At 69.7% G+C, this 18,492-nt stretch carries 17 protein-coding genes; 10 read left to right on the forward strand and 7 right to left on the reverse strand.

Going from position 1 to position 18,492, the window contains the following annotated elements; translation table 11 throughout:
* Positions 1 to 12 precede the first annotated feature (12 nt).
* Positions 13 to 1,620 (reverse strand): (2,3-dihydroxybenzoyl)adenylate synthase, encoded by a 1,608-nt coding sequence (locus NX1_RS07815; protein WP_068056102.1) that lies wholly within the window; start codon positions 1,618 to 1,620, stop codon positions 13 to 15.
* A 153-nt stretch (positions 1,621 to 1,773) separates the two neighbouring features.
* Between NX1_RS07815 and NX1_RS07820 the strand changes: the two genes are divergently transcribed.
* The 4 genes from NX1_RS07820 to NX1_RS07835 all read left to right on the forward strand — a co-directional run bounded on the left by NX1_RS07820 (position 1,774) and on the right by NX1_RS07835 (position 8,327).
* Positions 1,774 to 5,364, forward strand: coding sequence for a non-ribosomal peptide synthetase (locus NX1_RS07820; protein ID WP_068056107.1), 3,591 nt, complete (start codon positions 1,774 to 1,776; stop codon positions 5,362 to 5,364).
* Positions 5,365 to 5,431: 67 nt separating this feature from the next.
* Positions 5,432 to 6,310, forward strand: coding sequence for an oxidoreductase (locus tag NX1_RS07825; protein WP_068056110.1), 879 nt, complete (start codon positions 5,432 to 5,434; stop codon positions 6,308 to 6,310).
* 176 nt (positions 6,311 to 6,486) lie between these two features.
* Positions 6,487 to 6,960 carry a carboxymuconolactone decarboxylase family protein gene (locus NX1_RS07830; protein ID WP_068056114.1) on the forward strand — a complete coding sequence of 158 codons (474 nt, stop codon included), beginning with the start codon at positions 6,487 to 6,489 and terminating at the stop codon, positions 6,958 to 6,960.
* Between the two features lie 275 nt (positions 6,961 to 7,235).
* On the forward strand, positions 7,236 to 8,327 hold the full coding sequence (locus NX1_RS07835) for a 3-deoxy-7-phosphoheptulonate synthase (RefSeq protein ID WP_068056115.1): 1,092 nt from the start codon (positions 7,236 to 7,238) through the stop codon (positions 8,325 to 8,327).
* Between the two features lie 67 nt (positions 8,328 to 8,394).
* Here NX1_RS07835 and NX1_RS07840 read toward each other — a convergent pair whose 3' ends face one another.
* The gene (locus NX1_RS07840; RefSeq protein WP_068056116.1) at positions 8,395 to 8,934 is read right to left on the reverse strand and encodes a class I SAM-dependent methyltransferase; all 540 of its coding nucleotides are present in this window, start codon (positions 8,932 to 8,934) and stop codon (positions 8,395 to 8,397) included.
* Entirely contained in the window at positions 8,927 to 9,529 is a 603-nt protein-coding gene (locus tag NX1_RS07845) for a GNAT family N-acetyltransferase (RefSeq protein ID WP_068056182.1), read from the reverse strand. Before NX1_RS07845 ends, NX1_RS07840 begins: the two co-directional genes overlap by 8 nt.
* Positions 9,530 to 9,633: 104 nt before the next feature.
* Between NX1_RS07845 and sigJ the strand changes: the two genes are divergently transcribed.
* Entirely contained in the window at positions 9,634 to 10,554 is a 921-nt protein-coding gene (gene sigJ, locus NX1_RS07850) for an RNA polymerase sigma factor SigJ (protein WP_068056120.1), read from the forward strand.
* 47 nt (positions 10,555 to 10,601) lie between these two features.
* Here the strand turns inward: sigJ and NX1_RS07855 are convergent, their stop codons facing one another.
* A complete protein-coding gene (locus NX1_RS07855) occupies positions 10,602 to 10,820 on the reverse strand; it encodes a hypothetical protein (protein ID WP_068056121.1) in 219 nt (72 codons plus the stop codon).
* 178 nt (positions 10,821 to 10,998) lie between these two features.
* On the opposite strand from NX1_RS07855, the gene NX1_RS07860 reads away from it, so the two are divergent.
* Together NX1_RS07860 and NX1_RS07865 are read left to right on the forward strand one after the other, a co-directional pair.
* Entirely contained in the window at positions 10,999 to 12,186 is a 1,188-nt protein-coding gene (locus NX1_RS07860) for a pyridoxal phosphate-dependent aminotransferase (RefSeq protein WP_068056122.1), read from the forward strand.
* Between the two features lie 36 nt (positions 12,187 to 12,222).
* Complete coding sequence (locus NX1_RS07865; protein ID WP_068056184.1) at positions 12,223 to 12,765, forward strand: dihydrofolate reductase family protein; 543 nt, start codon at positions 12,223 to 12,225, stop codon at positions 12,763 to 12,765.
* A 10-nt stretch (positions 12,766 to 12,775) separates the two neighbouring features.
* Here the strand turns inward: NX1_RS07865 and NX1_RS07870 are convergent, their stop codons facing one another.
* From NX1_RS07870 to NX1_RS07880, 3 genes are all read right to left on the reverse strand, one after another.
* A complete protein-coding gene (locus tag NX1_RS07870) occupies positions 12,776 to 13,450 on the reverse strand; it encodes a CPBP family intramembrane glutamic endopeptidase (protein WP_218024076.1) in 675 nt (224 codons plus the stop codon).
* A gap of 83 nt (positions 13,451 to 13,533) precedes the next feature.
* A complete protein-coding gene (locus NX1_RS07875) occupies positions 13,534 to 14,223 on the reverse strand; it encodes a trimeric intracellular cation channel family protein (protein ID WP_068056124.1) in 690 nt (229 codons plus the stop codon).
* Between the two features lie 279 nt (positions 14,224 to 14,502).
* The gene (locus NX1_RS07880) at positions 14,503 to 15,147 is read right to left on the reverse strand and encodes a LysE family translocator (protein WP_068056187.1); all 645 of its coding nucleotides are present in this window, start codon (positions 15,145 to 15,147) and stop codon (positions 14,503 to 14,505) included.
* Between the two features lie 243 nt (positions 15,148 to 15,390).
* Here NX1_RS07880 and NX1_RS07885 point away from each other — a divergent pair, with 243 nt between their 5' ends.
* Genes NX1_RS07885 through NX1_RS07895 form a run of 3 tightly spaced genes read left to right on the forward strand, consistent with a single transcriptional unit; the run spans position 15,391 to position 18,455 of the window.
* Positions 15,391 to 17,049: a DNA repair helicase XPB gene (locus NX1_RS07885; RefSeq protein WP_068056126.1), complete on the forward strand. Its 1,659-nt coding sequence runs from the start codon at positions 15,391 to 15,393 to the stop codon at positions 17,047 to 17,049.
* 40 nt (positions 17,050 to 17,089) lie between these two features.
* Positions 17,090 to 17,758 (forward strand): DUF3239 domain-containing protein, encoded by a 669-nt coding sequence (locus NX1_RS07890; RefSeq protein WP_084501207.1) that lies wholly within the window; start codon positions 17,090 to 17,092, stop codon positions 17,756 to 17,758.
* Positions 17,759 to 17,816: 58 nt separating this feature from the next.
* Complete coding sequence (locus tag NX1_RS07895) at positions 17,817 to 18,455, forward strand: LysE family translocator (protein ID WP_068056133.1); 639 nt, start codon at positions 17,817 to 17,819, stop codon at positions 18,453 to 18,455.
* The last annotated feature ends 37 nt before the right edge of the window (positions 18,456 to 18,492 follow it).

Raw genomic sequence — 18,492 nt, forward strand, 5'->3', positions numbered from 1 at the left:
CATGCCGCAGCGTCACTGGGCGCGCAGCGCCTTCTTGTCGATCTTGCCGACCGCGGTGATCGGCAGCGTGTCGGCCTGCCGGAGCACGTCGGGCAGCTTGTAGGTGGCCAGGCCGCGGCCGGTGAGGAAGGTCTTGATCTCGGCCAGCGTCGGCATCGCGCCGTCCACGACCAGTACCGCGCAGACCTTTTCGCCGAGCGCCGCGTCCGGCAGCCCGACGGCGGCGGCGTGCCGGACGGCGGGATGGGCGAGCAGGTGCTCCTCGAGCTCGTCGCACGATATGTTCTCGCCGCCGCGGTTGATCACGTCCTTGATCCGGCCGGAGACCACCAGGTGCCCGGAGGGCAGACGGCGGACCAGGTCGCCGCTGCGGTAGTAGCCGTCCGGGGTGAAGGCGCGGGCATTGTGCTCGGGCGCGCGGTAGTAGCCGCGAATCGTATAGGGGCCCTTGGTGAGCAGCTCGCCCTCCTCGCCCGGCGCGACGTCATTGCCCTCGCCGTCCACCACGCGCACCTCGTCGGCGGGAGAGAGCGGCCTGCCCTGCGTGGTGTGCAGCAGCTCGGCCGGATCGTCGAGCCTGGTGTAGTTGAGCAGACCCTCCGCCATGCCGAAGACCTGCTGGAGCGTGGCGCCGAGGGCGGGAGTGACTTCGACGGCGTTCACCTCGGCCAGGCGCGCGCCGCCCACCTGGAGCAGGCGCAGCGAGGCGAGGTCCGCGTCCTCCCATTCGGTTGCCGCGCACCACAACTGGGCCAGCGGCGGCACGACGGCGGTGACGGTGACCCGGTGCTTCTCGATCGCGGCGAAGGCGTTCTCGGGGCTGGGATCGGTGACGAAAGCGACCGCGCCGCCGACGCTCACGGTGCCGAGGATGCCGGGGCAAGCGAGCGGGAAGTTGTGCGCGGCGGGCAGCGTCGCGAGATAGACGTCGTCGGCCGTGAGCTCGCAAACCGCGGCGCTGGCGGTGGCGTTGTAGGCGTAGTCGTCGTGCGTGCGCGCGATCAGCTTGGGCAAGCCGGTGGTGCCGCCCGAGACCAGCATGAGCGCGATATCGCTCGGGTCGATGTCCGGCAGTGTGTCACCGTCGCGCGCAACGGCATTCAGGTCCAGGTGCTCGCCGGGGTCGCCGAGGACCAGGACGTGGCGCAGGCTGGGGACCGACTCGCGAACCGTTGCCGCCAGCTCCCGATAGTCGAAATCGCCCTGCCGGTCGACGATCACGTAGGCCACTGCTTCGGAAAGCGCCGCCAGGTGCTCTATTTCGGCCCTGCGGTGCGCGGGCAGCGTCAGCACCGGGATGATGCCTGCACGCAGCAGGCCGAACAGCACCGTGAGGAATTCGGGCACGTTGGGCAGCTGCACGACCACTCGATCGCCCGGCGCGATGCCGAGTGCGAGCAGGCCGTGCGCCATCCGGTCGGCGTCGGCGTCCACCTGCGCGTAGCTGCGGGCCGCGTCGCCGGTGAGCAGGGCGGTGCGCTCCGGCGCCCGGCGCGCGGTCTCGCGCAGCAGATCGCCGAGTGTGCGGCCGGTCCAGTAGCCTGCGGCCCGGTAGTTCTCGGCCGCGTCGGCGGGGAAGGGGACGTAGCCCTCGCGGTGGGTGCTGGATGTGGTGGTCACGCTCTGCCTCACAAGGTCCGGGCGGGTGGGTAGTCGGAACGAGTATTAGGGTCTCTTTAGGTAGGTTAGGCAACCCTATCTCAGTGCGATACGCTAGCGCCGAGCAGTCTCGATCCGCCGGATACGGCGGCGACCAAGGAGTGACAGCGGCAGATGGAGCCAGCACAGCGACCGGGGGACGGGGCGGGAAGCGTCAACGCGGTGATCGGCCGGAACGAGATCCGCGCCGCGATCGCCGGGCAACTCGGCATCGATATCGACGCGATCGCCGACGAGGACGATCTGATCCAGCTGGGCTTGGATTCCATCCGGACCATGAAGCTGGCGGGCGGTTGGCGCAAGCGCGGCGCCGACGTCAACTTCGCGCAACTGGCCGCCACCCCGACCGTCGCGGAATGGTCCCGGCTGCTCGGCGGCGATGCCGCGACCACCGAGACCTCGACCGCCGAGACCGCGTCCGCTGACACCGCGTCCGCTGACACCGCGTCCGCTGACACCGCGTCCGCTGACACCGCGTCCGCCGACACCGCGTCCGCCGACATCGCCCCGGCCGACGAATCCGAGCCCTTCCCGCTGGCCGCCATGCAGCACGCGTACTGGATCGGCCGTTCCGACGAGCAGGATCTAGGCGGCGTCGCGGCGCATCTGTACGTCGAATTCGAGGGCCCCGCTATCGATTCCGAGCGGCTGGAGCGCGCCGTCGCCGCGCTGGTTGCCGCGCATCCGATGCTGCGCACCCGGGTGCTGCCCGACGGTACGCAGCAGACCATGCCTGCACCGGGCCACCCGGTGTTCTCCATGGTCGACTTGCGCGCGGAATCCGCCGAGGCCGCGGCCGCCGAGCTGGAACGCCTTCGCGACGTCAAGACCCATCAGCGGCTCGCCATCGAGGACGGCCAGGTTCTCGACATCACCCTCAGCCTGCTCGCCGACGGCCGCAGCCGCCTGCACCTGGACGTCGACATGCTGGCGGGCGATGCCATGAGCTACCGCGTGCTGGTCTCCGACCTGGCCGAGCTCTACCACGGCGGTACCCTGCCCGCCGAGACCTACAGCTACCGCCGCTACCGCACCGAACGCCGGATCGACGAGGCGGCGCGGGAGCGCGACAAGCGGTGGTGGCAGGAACGCCTCCCCGAACTCCCCGGTTCGCCCGAGCTGCCGACCATTCCGGTCAGCGAGCGGGCCGATCCGCACCGGACCGTCCGCTACAACCACTGGCTGGAGCCCGAGGCCAAGCAGCGGCTGCTGGACGCCGCGCACGCGCGTGGCATCACCCCGGCGATGGCGCTGGCGGCGGTGTTCGCCGAGACCATCGGCGGGTGGTCGGCGCAGAGCCGATTCCTGCTGAACGTGCCGCTGTTCCACCGTGAGCCGGTGCACCCCGAGATCGACCGCGTGATCGGCGATTTCACCTCATCGATCATGCTGGAGGTGGACGTCAGCGAGGACATGACGGTCGCCGACCGGGCCAGGGCGCTCCAGCGGTCGATGCACGAAAGCGGTGCGCACACGGCCTATTCCGGCCTGGAGGTGCTGCGCGATCTCGGCCGTCACCGTGGCGAGCCGGTGCTCGCGCCGATCGTCTACACCAGCGCGCTCAACCTCGGCGAACTGTTCGCCGACGCGGTGACCGAGACCTTCGGTGAGCCGATCTGGATCATCTCGCAGGGTCCGCAGGTGCTGCTCGACGCGCAGGTCACCGAGGTGCGCGGCGGCCTGCTGCTGAACTGGGACGTGCGCGAATCCGCGTTCCCCGCGGGCGTGATCGACGCGATGTTCGCCAGCTACACGGACGCCATCGCGCGGCTCGGCGCGGGCGAGGCCGGGTGGAACGCCGACGCGGCGGTACGGCTTCCGCTCGCGCAGGCCACGGTGCGGGCTCAGGTGAACGCGACCGACGGCCCCGTGTCCGGCCGCGCCCTGCACGAGGGCTTCTTCCAGCACGCCGCGGCGACGCCGGACGCGCCCGCGGTGCTGTGGCGCACCGACGGCGTCGACGGCGGGTGGAGCTACGGCGAACTGGCCGCGCAGGCGCTCGCTGTGGCGGGCGCGCTGCGGGATCAGGGTGTGCGACAAGGCGATGCGGTCGCCGTTCAGCTGCCCAAGGGCCCGGACCAGATCCTGGCGGTGCTCGGCGTGCTCGCCGCGGGCGCGACGTACGTGCCGATCGGCTTCGACCAGCCGGTGGGCAGGCGGGCCGAGATCCTGCGCACCGGCGAGGTGGTGGCCGCGCTGACCGTCGACGGGGCGGATATGGGTCGTCCCGAAATCGTCTGCGTGCCCGTCTCCGAGGCCAAGAGGCACCCGAATCCGCTTGCCGCACCTGTGATCCCGGATACCTCCGCGATCGCCTACGTGCTGTTCACGTCGGGATCGACCGGCGCGCCCAAGGGCGTCGACCTGCCGCACAGCGGCCCGATGAACACCATCGACGCCGTCAACGAATGGTTCGAGGTAGGACCGAACGACCGGGTGCTCGGGCTCTCGGCGCTCGAGTTCGACGCCTCTGTCTACGACATCTTCGGCATGTTCTCGGTGGGCGGCTCCGTCGTCGCGCTGAACCCGCGCCAGCGCGAGGAGGCGACCACCTGGGTGGAGCTGTTGCGGCACTTCGGGGTGACCATCCTCAACTGTGTGCCGAGCATGCTCGACATGATCCTGGAGATCGGCGGCGACGAACTGGGCGACTCGCTGCGCGCGGTGACGCTGGGCGGCGACTGGGTCGGCGCCGATCTCGCCCGCAGGCTCGCAGCGCAGGTGCCCGGGTGCCGCTTCTCCGGCCTGGGTGGTGCGACCGAGACGTCCATCCACAACACCATCTGCGAGGTGAGCGACCCGCCCGCCCACTGGACCACGGTGCCGTTCGGCGTCCCGCTGCGCAATGTGCGCTGCCGCGTGGTGAATTCGGCCGGTCACGACTGCCCGGACTGGGTGCCCGGCGAATTCTGGGTCGGCGGCGCGAACGTCGCCGCGGGCTACCGCAACGATCCCGAGCGCACCGCCGAGCGATTCGTGACGCACGACGGCATCCGCTGGTACCGCACCGGCGACATGGCTCGCTACTGGCCCGACGGCACCATCGAATTTCTCGGCCGCGCCGACCACCAGGTGCAGATCCGTGGCTACCGTGTGGAACTCGGCGAGGTGGAAAGCGCGCTGCGCGCCGCGCCCGGGGTCCGGCACGCGGTGGCCGCCGTGGTGGGAGCGGGCGCGCCGAAACTGGTCGCCGCGGTCGCCGGATATCGGGGCAGCACCGTGGATCTGGTCGGCGCGATCTCGGATCTGTTGCCCGGCTATATGATTCCGACCCGCATCGAGCTGCTCGACGACATGCCGCTCACCGGCAACGGCAAACTCGACCGCCGCGCGGTGGTCGCGCTGCTCGAGCCATCGGCGCGGGACACCCCGGATCTCGCGCCGCGCACGCCGCTGGAAGAGGCGCTCGCGGCGATCGTCGCCGAGGTGCTCGGCGTGCCGCGGCTAGGTGTGCACGACGACTTCTTCGGGCTCGGCGGCGACTCGGTGCTCGCGACCACCGCGATCGCCCGGGTCCGCGACTGGCTCGACGTGGATCACGCGCTGGTCGCGGACATTCTCGTCGGCCGTTCGGTGGCGGGTCTGGCCGGACGGCTGCTCGCGAAGGAGACCGAGGCGGGCACGCCGGACCGGCTCGACGAGGTCGCCCGGCTGTACCTGGAGGTCGCGGCGATGACGGACGAGGAGATCCTCGCCCAGGCCTGAGCCGGATCCCGTCGCCCCGATTCCGATCGGGGCGACGGAAGCAGACCCCCGGACTAGACTCGGCCGCATGACCCGTTGGGACACCTCGAACATCCCGGATCAGAGCGGCCGGACGTTCATCGTCACCGGCGCGAACAGCGGACTCGGCGCGGTGGCCGCGCGAGCGCTCGCGGAGGCGGGGGCCGATGTGGTGCTGGCCTGCCGCAATGTGGCAAAGGGCGAGCGGGTGGCCGCTGAGATCGGCGATCGCGCCACGGTGCGCGAGCTCGATCTCGCCGACCTCTCCTCGGTGCGCGCGTTCGCCGAATCGGTGGACAGCGTCGATGTGCTGATCAACAACGCGGGCGTGATGGCGGTGCCGCTCGGCCGCACCGCCGACGGGTTCGAAATGCAGGTCGGCACAAACCATCTCGGTCACTTCGCGCTGACCGGCCTGCTGCTGGACAAGATCTCGGATCGGGTGGTCACCGTGTCCAGCGGTGCGCACGCCATCGGCAAGATCGATCTGGACGACCTGAACTGGGAGCGCAGGAAGTATCAGCGCTGGGCCGCCTACGGACAGGCCAAGCTGGCCAACCTGATGTTCGCCTACGAACTGCAACGCAGGCTCACCGCCGCCGGTTCGGCCAAGATCTCGGTCGCCGCGCATCCTGGCTACGCCGCGACCGAATTGCAGTCGCACACCGAATCGTTGCTCGATCCGATCATGTCCATCGGTAACCGGATCTTCGCGCAGAGCGCCGAAATGGGCGCGCTGCCAGAGCTTTACGCCGCCACTGTCACTCCGATCGAGCCCGGCGCGTTCTACGGGCCCACCGGGCTGGGCGGCATGCGCGGCTACCCGGGCACTTCGGGTTCCACCAAGCTGTCCCGGGACGAGGCGGTCGCCAGGGGCCTGTGGGAGCTGTCGGAGAAGCTCACCGGCATCACCTACTCGTTCTCCTGACGCCTCTCTCCGGACGTCGTTCGCTCGCGGTCTCGGCATACGCCGAGACCGATTCGAGCGTCGTGACCGGGGTCACAACGGGCGATGTCACACCTCGCGCAGGTGGGTCGTCATATCGGTATACGACGCTTCGGCGCCCCGCCGCAGCGACAATCCGACAACCCGAGGAGCACACCATGGAAGCGCGTTTCGACTACTACGGCACCGAGATCGGCGCGAAGTTCACCAAGCGCATCGGCAACGCCGGGCTGGTCGTGGATCAGTCCACCCTCCCGCGCGCGACCCAGGAGCTGATCAAGCTGCGGGCCAGCCAGATCAACGGCTGCGGCTTCTGCACCGACATGCACAGCAAGGACGCGCTGCACGCGGGCGAGGACCAGGTGCGGCTGAACCTGGTGGCCGCGTGGCGCGACGCCACCGTGTTCACCGACGCGGAGCGGGCCGCGCTGGCGCTCACCGAGGAGGGCACCAGGCTGGCCGACGCGCACACCGGCGTCAGCGACGAGACCTGGGCTCAGGTGCAGAAGCACTACGACACCGACCAGATCGCCGCGTTGATCTCGCTCGTCGCGCTGATCAACACCTACAACCGGATGAACGTCATCGCGGGCACGCCCGCCGGCAGCTACCAGCCGGGGCAGTGGGGCTGATCGATCCCCGGCGTCACGTCGGTAGGCGACGGGTATCGATGTGACGACCGACGCGGCCGCGATCTTCGAAGTTGGCCCTCGCGTCACCCGGCTGCCAGCGCCTGGTACAGTCGCCGACGTGCAGCGCGCGTATTTCTGGTTTAGCAAGCCGGCCCTGGGTGGGTCGGTCTGCGGCAACCACATGCGCTGACTTTCTTCCACCCCGAGCCGGATGATGGACCGGCTCGACGGTATTCACGTCCGTGGGTCGGCCTGAGGAAAAGGAACCCACACAGATGACAACCGCAGCCGACGTCGACGCGCGGCATTCCGATCTCGACGACCAGCGCACCCTGTCCGTGAGCCCGTTGCGCTCACCAGCCGAGGTGCGCATGGTGCACCCGATCACCGATCCGCTGGCCGACACCGTCCGCGCGGGCCGCAAGGCCACGGTGGACGTGCTCGACGGCGCCGACGACCGTCTCATGGTGATCGTCGGCCCGTGCTCCGTGCACGATCCCGCGGCGGCGCTGGACTACGCGCGGCGACTGGCCGAGAAGGCCGCCGAACTCGACGACCGGCTGCACGTGGTGATGCGGGTCTACTTCGAGAAGCCGCGCACCAGCCTCGGCTGGAAGGGCCTGATCAACGACCCGCACCTGGACGGCTCGTTCGACGTCAACACCGGTCTCGGCATCGGCCGCAAGGTGCTCGTCGACATCACCGCGCTCGGCCTCCCGGTGGCCTGCGAGTTCCTCGACCCGATCACCCCGCAGTACATCGCGGATCTGGTCTCCTACGGCGCGATCGGCGCGCGCACCGCGGCGAGCCAGGTGCACCGCCAGCTGAGCAGCGCGCTGTCCATGCCGGTCGGCATCAAGAACGGCACCGACGGCGACGTGCAGGTGGCCGTCGACGGCGTGCGGGCCGCTGCGGCCAGCCACGTCTTCCCCGGCACCGATCTGGACGGGCGTTCCGCGCTCATCCGCACCACCGGCAACCCCGACTGCCACGTGATCCTGCGCGGCGGCAGCAACGGCCCGAACTACGACGCGGCCTCGGTCTCCGAAGCGTGCCTGCGGCTGGAGAAGGCCGGGCTGCCGCAGCGCATCGTGGTGGACGCCAGCCACGGCAACAGCAACAAGGACCACAACAAGCAGGTCGACGTGGTCACCGACATCGCCGAACGTGTCGCCGCGGGCGAGCGCAGCGTGGTCGGCGTCATGCTGGAGAGCTTCCTGGTCGCGGGCCGTCAGGACCTCACCCTCGGCCGCGCCGCCGACCTGACCTACGGTCAGTCCATCACCGACGCGTGCATCGACTGGTCCACCACCGCGGCCCAGCTGGACCGCCTCGCCGAGGCCGTCGCACAGCGCCGCGGCCGCTGACACATCCCCCTTTTCGACGTCTCACAGGCCCAGCCGGTCTGTGAGGCGTCGGCAAGGTGTGCGGGAACTAATCGAGTACGGCGTGCACGCAGAGCAGGTCGCCGGAGGCGAGCGTGCGAACGGTGAAGCCCGCCTCCGTCAGGCGCTCCTCCAAGCGCCCCGGCGGCGGCTTGGCCGATGTCGACGCGCCGTCCGGGTCGCCGTAGCCGTAGCACAGGTAGAGGCCACCGCCGGGAGCCAGCAGTTTCCTGACGACGGCGAGTTCGGCGGTGGGTCGTTTGGTCCAGAACACGTTGACGTTGACCGCCAGGATCTTGTCGAAGCCGTCGATCCCGTCGAGCACTTGTTCGGGAAGCAGCCGGGCCAGGTCGGCGTGGACGAGACCGATACGGCCCGAATTCGTTTGCGCCGCAGGCGGAATTCCCAGCCGCTGCGCCGCGCGGGCGATCGCCGTCGCGGAGCGTTCGACGCCGACGACGCGCCCGTCGGTCACCCGCTCGGCCAGCAGCGACAGCGAGGGGCTCGAACCGGGGCCGATCTCCAGCACCCGGTCGGTGGCGCGCAGATCCATGGCATCGGCGAACCAGCCGAACCGGGCGTCACCCATGGCGGGCCGCCTTCCGGCTTCCGATGCACTCGGCGGGCCAGGCGTCGTCGGCCGGCCCCGGAGGGTCGCTGTACAGACGGGCCGCCCGCCATTCGTCGCGCCGGACGCCGCGGTGCAGCACGCCGAGCCTGGCAAGTCCCTCGTAGCGGAAGCCATTGCGGCACACCGCGGCGGCCGACGCGTAGTTGCCGACGAACGCGCGCCAGCTGATGCGGGCCAGCCCCATGCCGTCTGCGGCGAAACCGTACTCGCAGACCAGCGCCACCGCGCGCGCCATGCGGCCGCGGCCGCGCTGCTCGGCGCCGAGCCAGAACCCGATCTCGCAGGCCGACGCGTCCTGTTCGGTGAGGCCGATCATGCCGATCACGGGCCCGTCGGGCGCTGGGCGAATCGCCCAGGTCGGGCTGCGTCCCGCCCAGCCGGGACCGACGAAGTCGGCGAGAAAGCTCTCGGCCTCGGACCGGCCGTATGGCACCGGGATCGTCGTCCACTGGCCGATGGACGGGTGCTGGCAGTGGACGATGATGTCATCGGTATCGGCCGCGGTGGGCGGTGACAGCCAGACCGCGCCGTCGGACAGCGTGCGGATCTCCATCGAGCCATCGTGACACGGACGGGCCGAGGCGAGCATCCGGTTATCGGATGACCGGATGGATGCCGCGGTGATCGCCCGGCCGGGCGGACCGTAGAATCAGCCCGATGGTTTCCGCTCTTATCGCCGACCTGTTCGAATCACATCGGGGGCATTTGCTTTCCGTCGCCTACCGGCTGACGGGCAGCGTCGGCGACGCCGAAGACGCGGTGCAGGAGAGCCGGCTGCGGCTGGCGGGGACACACCAGTCCGAGATCGACGATCTGCGCGACTGGCTGACGGCCACGGTGAGCCGAATCTGCTTGGACCACTTGCACACTACCGCGATGCGCCGGGAAACCTATGTGGGGCAATGGTTGCCGGAGCCCATCGTCACCGGCGTCGCGCCGTCGGGCACGCCGGATCCGCTGGAATCGGTGGTGCGCGGCGCTGAATATCGCATGGCGGCGATGGTCGCGCTGGACGGCCTGACTCCGCCGCAGCGGGTGGCATTCGTGCTGCACGACGGGCTGGCGGTGCCGTTCGAGGAGATCGCCGAAATTCTCGGTGTATCCACCGATGACGTGAGCCTGCTGGCGACCCACGCGCGTGAGGCGGTCGCCTGCGTGCCCTCGGCGGTGGCCGACGCCGAGCACGAGGCCGCGGTTCGGCGGCTGCTCGCGGCGCTGGCCACGGACGATGTCGACGCGGTCGCGAAGGCGCTGCATCCGGAGGCGGTGCTGATCGGCGACGCCAACGGCACCACCTCCACGGTGGTGAAGATCGTCGGCGGCGCGGAGCGGATCGCTCGCTTCATGCTCGAGCTGGTGCACACGTACGGCATCGGCGCTTCCGAGCAGGCCGCGACGCGCTACGAATTCGCCACGGTGAACGGGCAATTGGGCCTGGTGATGAATTTGGATTCGGCGACCGAGGAACAGGATTGGCATCCGGCGAGGGTGGTCGGTTTCACGGTGTGCGACGGATTGGTCTGGGGCACTTATGATCACGCCAATCCGGCGAAGCTGACGGGCGTGCGGTTGTCCTGAGCCGCCGGGCCGGACCCTCATCGTCCGGCCCAGCGGAGCCGGACGGATCAGGGGGTGGTCGAACCGGTGAACCAGTCGCCAGTCGAGGATCCGGTGCCGCCGTTGCCGGTGGTGGACCCGGTGAACCAATCGCCGGTCGACGATCCGGTGAACCAGTCGCCGGTGCCCGCGACGAGATCGTGCGCTACTTCGCGAATCAGACCGAGTACGGCTCCGGCGACCTCCGACGCGGCCGGCTGCAGTACGAGGTCGAGATACGAGGCCATGAGCGCCCCTTTCGAGACGCCGCCGCGAGAACGGCGGCTTATGAGATGGAACACGGCGAGGCTAGCTCCCTGTGGGAGAACGCACAACCATGCAGCTAGGGGTATCGAAATGAATGTGAAACATAGCCATTCGCTATCTAATGGCAACAATGGCGACCGCTCGGCTACTCTCCGGGGTATGCCTGCGCGCCCCGCGACCGTCGCTCGCCTGCGACCTTTCGCCGCCACGATTTTCGCCGAGATGACCGAACTCGCTGTCCGGCACGAGGCGGTGAACCTCGGCCAGGGCTTCCCGGACAGCGACGGACCCGCGGGCATGCTCGAGGTGGCCAGGCAAGCCATCGCCGACGGCGTCAACCAGTACCCGCCCGGCCGCGGCATGCCGGTGCTGCGCCGCGCCATCGCCGACGACCGCGCCCGCCGCTACGGCACCGAATACGACCCGGAGCGGGAGGTGCTGGTCACCGTCGGCGCGACAGAGGCGATCAGCGCGGCCATGCTCGGGCTCGTCGAGCCGGGCGACGAGGTGGTGCTGATCGAGCCCTACTACGACTCCTACGCGGCGGCCGTCGCGCTTGCGGGCGCGCGGCGGCGCACGGCCCGGCTGGTGGCCGACGGCGATCGGTTCGTGCTCGATCTGGACAGCCTGCGCGCCGCGATCACCCCGCGCACCAGGATGCTGGTGGTCAATTCGCCGCACAATCCCACCGGCACGGTGCTCGACAGGGCCGATCTCACCGCGATAGCCGAGATCGCCTGCGCGCACGACCTGTTGGTGCTCACCGACGAGGTCTACGAACATCTCGTCTACGACGGCAACGAACACATCAGCTTGGCGACGCTGCCGGGCATGGCCGAGCGGACCGTCGTGGTGTCCAGCGCCGCAAAGACCTTCAGCGTCACCGGTTGGAAGATCGGCTGGGCGTGCGGCCCCGCCTACCTGATCGACGGCGTGCTCGCCGCAAAGCAGTTCATGTCCTTCGTCGGCGGCGGCCCGTTCCAGCCCGCCATCGCGCACGCGCTGACCAACGAGCTCGACTGGGTCGCTCGGCTGCGAGATTCACTGTCGGACAAGCGCCTCCGTCTGTCTGCGGCGCTGGCCGACACCGGCTTCGGCGTCAAGGCAAGCGGCGGAGGCTATTTCGTGTGCGCCGACCTCACACCGACGGGTCGCACCGACGGTCTCGAGTTCTGCCGCGAGATCCCCGAGCGGATCGGCGTGGCCGCGGTGCCCGTCAGCGTCTTCGCCGACTACACGCCCGCATGGAACCATTTGGTGCGGTTCACTTTCTGCAAGCGCGACGAGACGCTGGACGAGGGCGTGCGGCGGCTGCGCGCGGGTGTGACGGCGAGCGGCAAACGCTGACCGAAGGTGTCATGTTTCGGTGTGAGGATCGAGACCATGACAACCCAGTACTACACCGCGAGCAGCCTCGACGGGTACATCGCCGACCCGGACAACTCGTTGAGTTGGCTGTTCGCCGTGCCGGACGCCGACGCCGCCACCGATGACATCGGCACGTTCCTCGGCGGCGTCGGCGCCATGGCGATGGGCGCGACCACCTACGAGTGGATGCTGGCCAACGAGTCACCCGCGTCCTGGCGTGACAACTACGGCGATCGGCCCTGCTGGGTGTTCACCCATCGGGAACTGCCCGCGATCCCCGGCGCGAACCTGCGTTTCGTGTCCGGGGACGTCGAGCCGGTGCACAAGCTGATGGCAGAGGCGGCGGGCGAGCGGAACATCTGGATCGTCGGTGGCGGCGAGCTGGCCGGGCGTTTCGCCGACGCGGGCCTGCTGGACGAGGTGATCGTCGGCATCACACCGGTGACGCTCGGTGGCGGGGCGCCGCTGCTGCCGCGCCGCATCCTCGCCGACCGGATGCGGTTGGCCGAGGTAGCGCGGATGGGGCAGTTCGCGCAGCTCACCTATCGGCTGAGCTGATCCGGCGAGATCAGCTCGCGCCGTGGTACAGGAACCCGCCGAGGCCGATGGTGAAGGCGAGACAGCCGTAGAGCGCGTGCTCGACCGAGACCACCAGCAGCGAACCGGTCCTCCTGTAGCGGTAGCCGAAGAGGATGCCGCCGATCAGGGTCAGCGCCACTGCGATCCAATTGCCGAAGATGATGTGCGCGAAGCCGAACGCGGCGGCGTTCGCGACGATCAGCGCCCACCCGTCGCCGAAAGCCGGTGCGTACCGCTGGAACAGGAACTTACGGAAGATCAGCTCCTGCGGGTACACCGAGAACAGCGGATAGAACACCATCACCACCGCCCACAGCAGCGGTTCGGTGCGCGGCAGCGAGAGCAGTCGCTCCGGGCTGAACACCGCGAGCGTCAGACCGATGGCGATCGCCGCGGCGACCCAGAGCGCCAGCATCGACGGCAGTTCGGCGCGCAACGTGCGGAGCTGTTCCCGTAGCCCGGCCGGTCGCAACGGCAGGCGACGCAGCCAGAGATGAGCGGCGACGGCCAGCGCGACCAGCGGCGGGATTGGGCTGCCGGGGCTACCGATCGCGGCGTAGCCGCCGACCAGTCCGAAGTACAGCGCCACGAATTCGATTGCGAGCCAGGTCGACCGGCGGCCGCGCTCGGATCGAGGGTCCTGCCGCAGCTCGGTCGCCGTCACGTTTCGAGGTTACGGGCGGGCGGCGGGGGATGCTATGTCTCCTTCGGTTCCTGGACATCCGCGTGCTCCGCCGCTGCGGGCGGTCAGTCCGGCGTGCGATCGAGCCTGCCGGTGTCGCGGCGAGCCTGCGGCGCGTGCCAGCCGTAACGGCGGGCCAGCAGACGGAAGCCGATGGCGAGGCACGCCGCGAGCAGTCCGGTCCACGCCCAGTAGGCGTCGAAGTGCAGCAGCGTGGCGGTGGCGGCGGCGCCGAACAGCGCGGGCACGGCGTACAGCTCCTGGTCCGGGCGCAACACCCGCGGCACCTCACCGCCGAGCACGTCGCGGATGACGCCGCCGCCGATCGCGGTGACCATGCCGAGCAGCGCGGCCGTCGGCGCGCCAATCCCTTGGGCATACGCGACCGCGGTGCCGGTCACGCAGAACAGCCCGAGCCCGATGGCGTCGAACACCTCGAGCGGGCCGCGGGTGAGCCGGCGCGAGGGGTGCTTGAAGAAGATCACCAGCGCGGTGAGCAGCGACGCGCACAGGTAGGTGAGATCGGTGAAGGCGGCGGGCGGGGTGCGGCCGATGAGCAGGTCGCGGATGACGCCGCCGCCGAGCGCGGTGCTGCAGGCAAGCACGGCCATCCCGAAGATGTCGAGATTCTTGCGGACCGCGAGCAGCGCGCCCGACGCCGCGAACGAGATCACCCCGAGCAACTCGCCGATGCGCTGGGCGGCGTTCACTGCGGAATCGAGCTGCGTGGCCATGACGTCCAACCCGGCGATCATGAAACCGCTCCTTTCCTCTTTCTCCGTCCAGCAGATTTGCACGTCGGTTGCGGATGCTCGGAGCTGGGTCCGTCGCTGAGGAATGACCGTGGCGCCGCCGACCGGGAATCGGTGAGGATCGGACCATGACGCGGCGTTTCGAGGAGTTGGTCGCCGAGGCCGATGCGGCCCCTGTCGAGGGTTGATGCCGCGTGGTTGCGGCGACGCCGTGGGGCCGAGGGGCCGCCCGCACCGTGCGGCCCCGAACGGTGGCCGGCGCCGCGTGGCCTCGGTGCCCCGTCAGGCTGGGACAGGACGCGCGCGGTCGGTGGCGAGCAGCACCGCGATCGATCCCAGCATCGTGCCCATCACGTACCGCTGGGCCCGCAACCACAGCGGCCGTCCCGTGAGGAAGCCCGAGATCGTGCCTGCGGCGAGCACGATGACGCCGTTCACCGTCAACGCGACGGCGATCTGCACCGCGCCGAGGCACAGGCTCTGAAGCCAGATCAGCCCGCGCTCGGGCACGACGAACTGCGGGATCAGCGCGAGGTACATGATCGCGATCTTCGGGTTGAGCAGGTTGGTGACCAGGCCCATGGCGAAGAGCCTGCGCGCTGGGTCGGCGGGCAGCTGCGACGGCGCGAACACCGAGACGCCGCCAGGCCGCAGCGCCTGCCAGGCCAGCCACAGCAGGTAGGCCGCGCCCGCCAGCTTCACCGCGAGGTACAGCCCCGACACCACCGCGAACACCGCGGTGATGCCAGCGGCAGCGGCGGCGAGATAGACGCCGAAACCGGCCGCCACCCCGGTCAACGACACCAGACCGGCCCGTCGTCCCTGGGAAACCGTGCGGGAGACCAGGTACATCATGTTGGGTCCCGGGGTGAGCACCATGCCGAGCGCGGCCGCAGCCACGCCGAGGATAGCCGCTGTTTCGATCATGCCCACGATCGTCGCCGACCGAGGCGAACCGCGTCTCGGTCCACTTCGAGGCCGGTGGACTCCCGCCGTGACCGGCGCGACGGAACAAAAAGGCGGCGGCCTACGCTGGTATCTCCGGAGCCGAACCCCGCTGCGCACACCCACCGCAGCCTGCGGGTTGTCGGTGGGCCAGGGGAGAATGAGCGCCGAAGCCGGCGCGCACGGGCGAACGACGCCCGCACCCGCCCGATACGAGGAGAGACTGTGACCGACGGTCCGCTGATCGTTCAGAGTGACAAGACGCTGCTGCTGGAGGTCGACCACGAGCTGGCCGACGCGGCGCGCCAGTCCATCGCGCCGTTCGCCGAGCTGGAACGGGCGCCCGAGCACGTGCACACCTACCGGGTGACGCCGCTGGCGCTGTGGAACGCACGCGCGGCCGGGCACGACGCCGAGCAGGTGGTCGACGCTCTGGTCAGCTTCTCCCGGTACGCGGTCCCGCAGCCGCTGCTCGTCGACGTCGTCGACACGATGGCCAGGTACGGCAGGCTGCAGCTGGTCAAGCATCCCGCGCACGGCCTGACGCTGGTCAGCCTGGATCGCGCGGTGCTCGAAGAGGTGCTGCGGCACAAGAAGATCGCGCCCATGCTCGGCGCGCGCATCGACGAGGACACCGTGGTGGTGCACCCGTCCGAGCGCGGCCGGATCAAGCAGATGCTGCTCAAGATCGGCTGGCCCGCCGAGGACCTGGCGGGCTACGTCGACGGCGAGGCGCATCACATCGAGCTCGACTACACCGGCGGCCACTGGCATCTACGCGACTACCAGCAGATGGCCGCGGACTCGTTCTGGGCGGGCGGCTCCGGCGTGGTCGTGCTCCCGTGCGGCGCGGGCAAGACGATGGTCGGCGCCGCGGCGATGGCCAAGGCCAAGGCCACCACGCTGATCTTGGTGACCAATACCGTCGCGGGCAGGCAGTGGCGGCGCGAGCTGCTGGCCCGCACCTCGCTGACCGAGGACGAGATCGGCGAGTACTCGGGCGAGCGCAAGGAGATCCGGCCGGTCACCATCGCGACCTACCAGGTGATCACCCGCCGCACCAAGGGCGAGTACAAGCACCTGGAGCTGTTCGACAGCCGCGACTGGGGCCTGGTCATCTACGACGAGGTGCACCTGTTGCCCGCGCCGGTCTTCCGGATGACCGCGGACCTCCAGTCGCGCCGCAGGCTCGGCCTCACCGCCACGCTGGTGCGCGAGGACGGACGCGAGGGCGACGTATTCTCGCTGATCGGCCCGAAGCGCTACGACGCGCCGTGGAAGGACATCGAGGCGCAGGGCTGGATCGCCCCGGCCGACTGCATCGAGGTGCGGGTGACGCTCACCGACGCCGAGCGGATGGCCTACGCGACCGCGGAGCCGGAGGAGCGCTACAAGCTGTGCTCGACCGCGCGAACCAAAATCGCCGTGGTGGAATCGATTCTGGCCAGACATCAGGACGCGCCGAGCCTGGTGATCGGCGCCTATCTGGAACAGCTCGACGAATTGGGCGCGGATTTGAACGCGCCCGTGATTCAGGGTTCGACGAAAACCAAAGAGCGCGAAGAACTTTTCGACGCGTTCCGGCGCGGCGAGATTCCGGTGCTCGTGGTGAGCAAGGTCGCCAACTTCTCCATCGATCTGCCGGAAGCCTCCGTGGCGGTACAGGTTTCGGGTACGTTCGGTTCGCGACAGGAGGAGGCGCAGCGGCTGGGCAGGCTGTTGCGGCCGAAGCAGGGCGGCGGGCAGGCGCACTTCTATTCGGTGGTCGCCCGCGACACCCTCGATGCCGAATACGCCGCGCACCGTCAGCGTTTTCTCGCCGAACAGGGCTACGCCTATCGCATCACCGACGCCGACGATCTGCTCGGACCTGCCATCGGATAAGCGGAGGCAAATCCTCCGCAACGTGTGCTAGGAAAGAAACGTGCGACGCTTCGAATTCGCGGTGGACCGCAGGCATGCCCATGCGGTGAACGAAGTGTTCGCCGATCTGCGCCGGTTGCGCATCGTGGCGATCGCCGCGGCCGTCGTCTCCGCCGCCGTGACGGCCTATCTCGTCTGGCTGGACCATCCGTGGTCCTACCTGCTCGCGGTCGCCTCCGCGCTCGGCGCGGTGACCTCGCTGTGGGTGGCGCTGTGGGCGCCGCACCGGTCGAGCATCGACAGGCTCTACGCCGATGGCGAGCTCGTACCCGCCGTGGTGTCGGAGACCTATCCGAGCGGGGTCGTGTTGCTCGCGCTCGTCGATGTGTCGACACCCGAAGCGGCCGATCCGCGCTATGCGCTGGTGACCCGGAAGGTGCGGGATCTGCCCGGTCACCAGAAGCGCGCCGGGGAGCGGGTGCCTTCGGTCGCCATCCGCACCGACCGCGCGCCGCGCCAGATCGGGGAGCGCTGGCAGTCGGTGAGCGCCATGCCGATCGCATGGGGGACAAGGGACGGCCAGGTCATCGATCGGGCGCGCGCCGCCATCAGCGAGGTCGAATGGCGGTTGCTCACCGACAATCTCGCGCTCGCCGCGCAGGTTCGCCGCACCTCGGCCAAGCGCCTGCTGCTCGATCCGCAGCAGCTGCCGGACGATCTCGGCAACTGACCCGGCCGGGCATCGCGCGACACGCCGAGCCCGCGTAGCCGCGAATTAGACTGCCCCGATGGTTCCCATGACCAACCTGCTGGCGTTCATGGCCGCGGCCACTCTCATCGTCGTCGTACCCGGTCCTGGCGTGTTGTTCACCGTCGGGCGGGCGCTGGCCCTCGGCAGGCGTGCCGCGCTGATCTCGGCCGTCGGCCATTGCCTCGGCGTGCTGATCTGCCTGATCTTCGTCGCGATCGGTCTCGGCACGTTGCTCGCCGCGTCGTCGCTGGCGCTCAGCGTGGTGAAGTTCGCGGGCGCGCTGTATCTCGTCTATCTGGGCGTGCAGGCGATTCGGGAACGCAAGGCGTTGCGGGACGCGCTCGGCGCGAGCGTCGACACCGTCGCCGACGGACGGGTCTTCCGGCAGAGCGTCGTCGTCGGGGTGACCAATCCGAAGGGCATCGTGTTCTTCTCCGCCGTGCTGCCGCATTTCATCGATCCGGCCTCCGGTTCGCTGCCGTTGCAGCTCGTCGTCCTCGGGACGGTGTTCCTCGCCATCGCGCTCGTCTCCGACAGCGCGTGGGCGCTGCTGGCGGCCTCGGCCCGCAACTGGTTCGCCAGGTCGCCGCGTAGGCTCGAAGCCGTCGGCGGTGCGGGCGGCGCGATGATCGTCGGGCTCGGCGCGTCGGTGGCGCTCAGCGGCACGGCGGACTGAACCGGCTACCATCCACCTGCGCGGTACGTCGGTACCG

The organism is Nocardia xishanensis NBRC 101358 (genome assembly GCF_001613365.1).
Classification (GTDB): domain Bacteria; phylum Actinomycetota; class Actinomycetes; order Mycobacteriales; family Mycobacteriaceae; genus Nocardia; species Nocardia xishanensis.